This is a genomic window from Mesorhizobium sp. M8A.F.Ca.ET.021.01.1.1 (assembly GCF_003998025.1).
In the GTDB taxonomy this organism is placed as follows: Bacteria; Pseudomonadota; Alphaproteobacteria; order Rhizobiales; family Rhizobiaceae; genus Mesorhizobium.
Genome location: NZ_RZSJ01000792.1, coordinates 1 through 2,181, shown reverse-complemented (window position 1 = coordinate 2,181; position 2,181 = coordinate 1). Strand labels below are relative to the sequence as shown.

The window sequence follows — 2,181 nt, the reverse complement described above, 5'->3', positions numbered from 1 at the left end:
CGCCGTCACCGGCGTGTCGGGCGGCGGCAAGTCGACCTTCCTGATCGAGACGCTGTTCAAGGCGGCCTCGCGCCGCATCATGGGTTCGCGCGAGCATCCGGCCGAACACGACCGCATCGAGGGGCTGGAATTCCTCGACAAGGTCATCGACATCGACCAGTCGCCCATCGGGCGGACGCCGCGTTCGAACCCCGCTACCTATACCGGCGCCTTCACGCCGATCCGCGACTGGTTCGCCGGCCTGCCGGAAGCCAAGGCGCGCGGCTACCAGCCGGGACGTTTCTCGTTCAACGTCAAGGGCGGCCGCTGCGAGGCCTGCCAGGGCGACGGCGTCATCAAGATCGAGATGCACTTCTGGCCCGACGTCTACGTCACCTGCGATGTCTGCCACGGCAAGCGCTACAATAGGGAGACGCTCGACGTCCTGTTCAAGGGCAAGTCGATCGCCGACGTGCTCGACATGACCGTCGAGGAAGGCGTCGATTTCTTCGCCGCGGTGCCTGGCGTGCGCGACAAGCTCGACACGCTGAAGCAGGTCGGCCTCGGCTACATCCATATCGGCCAGCAGGCGACGACGCTGTCGGGCGGCGAGGCGCAACGCATCAAGCTGGCCAAGGAACTGTCGCGCAAGGCGACGGGCAAGACGCTCTACATCCTCGACGAGCCGACCACTGGCCTGCATTTCCACGACGTCGCCAAGCTGTTGGAAGTGCTGCACGAATTGGTCGACCAGGGCAACACGGTGGTGGTCATCGAGCACAATCTCGAAGTGATCAAGACCGCCGACTGGGTGCTCGACCTCGGTCCCGAAGGCGGTGATGGCGGCGGCGAGCTGGTCGCGTCTGGAACGCCGGAAGCAATCGTGCGGGAGAAGCGCAGCTACACCGGCCAGTTCCTCAAGGAGCTTCTGGAACGGCGCCCGGGGGGCAAGCGCGAAGCGGCGGAGTGATGGGTAGGGATGATCGCATCACGGTCCAGAGCAGCTTTGGCGTGAGGCTTGCCCGCCCAGAAGATCTCGCCGCGATCGTCGCGCTGACTCAAGCGGCCTATGCCCCCTACAACGCGATACTCGACGCGCCACCGATCCCGGTTACCGAGGACTACGCACCGCGCGTCGCCCAGGGCGAGGTCTGGCTGCTGGAGAGGGACGCCACGCTTGCCGGGCTAATCACGCTGGAGCGCCATCCCGACCACGTCATGATCTTCTCCGTCGCGGTCGCCCCCGGCTCCCAAGGCAAGGGATTTGGCATCGCGTTACTCAATCACGCGGATGAACAGGCAAGTCTGTGGGGCCTGCCGGAGGTGCGGCTCTACACCAACGCCAAGATGGAACGGAACATCGCGCTCTATCTCGCCTATGGTTTTCACGAAACGGGTCGCCGACCCAATCCCTATCGGCCAGGGTGGGTACTGGTCGACATGGCCAAACCCGTCGACAGGCCCACCGCGGCTTGATCGCTTTTGAAATCTGGGAGGACGACGATGAGCAAATCGGGAACAATCCGCGCCGGCATGGGCGGCTGGACCTTCGAGCCTTGGGACACGTCCTTCTATCCGGACAAGTTGTCGAAGGCCAAGCAACTGAACTACGCCAGCCGGCAAGTGCCGAGCATCGAGGTCAACGGCACCTATTATTCGAGCTTCAAGGAGCCGACCTTCGTCAAATGGGCCAACGAGGCGCCAGACGGTTTCGTCTATTCGCTGAAAGGCAACCGCTTCGTCACCAATCGGCGTGTGCTGGGCGAAGCCGGCGAGTCGATGATGCGTTTCCTCGGTTCCGGCGTGGCCGCGCTCGGCGACAAGCTCGGCCCGATCCTGTGGCAGTTCGCGCCGACCAAGAAATTCGACCCTGACGATTTCGAGGCGTTTCTGAAACTGCTGCCGGAAAAGCAGGACGGCGTCGCGCTGCGCCACGCGCTCGAAGTGCGCAACGACAGCTTCATCGTGCCGGAGTTCGCCGCACTCGCGCGCAAATACAAGGCGGCGATCGTCTATGCCGACCATGCCAAATATCCTGACATCGCCGATATCACCGGCGATTTCGTCTATGCGCGGTTGCAGACCGGCAGCGACGACAATCCCGACTGCTACACGCCAAAAGGCCTCGATGAATGGGCGGCGCGCGCAAAAATCTGGGCGGAAGGCAAGCAGCCGGCCGATCTGCGGCGCGCCGGCCCCGCC

At 63.8% G+C, this 2,181-nt stretch carries 3 protein-coding genes; all 3 read left to right on the top strand.

Annotated features, from left to right (window positions below; genetic code table 11):
* A partial coding sequence (locus tag EOA36_RS33940) for an ATP-binding cassette domain-containing protein (protein WP_127281070.1) occupies nt 1-949 on the top strand: 949 nt, incomplete at its 5' end.
* Entirely contained in the window at nt 949-1,455 is a 507-nt protein-coding gene (locus tag EOA36_RS33935; protein ID WP_127281069.1) for a GNAT family N-acetyltransferase, read from the top strand. The genes EOA36_RS33940 and EOA36_RS33935, both read left to right, overlap by 1 nt.
* A 27-nt stretch (nt 1,456-1,482) precedes the next feature.
* Nucleotides 1,483-2,181, top strand: a 699-nt coding sequence (locus tag EOA36_RS33930) for a DUF72 domain-containing protein (protein ID WP_145969473.1), incomplete at its 3' end; no start/stop codon positions are given.

What these genes read in the sequence shown, in the direction of transcription:
- EOA36_RS33935 (WP_127281069.1), top strand. Translation starts at nt 949, where the DNA reads ATGGGTAGGGATGATCGCATCACGGTCCAGAGCAGCTTTGGCGTGAGG.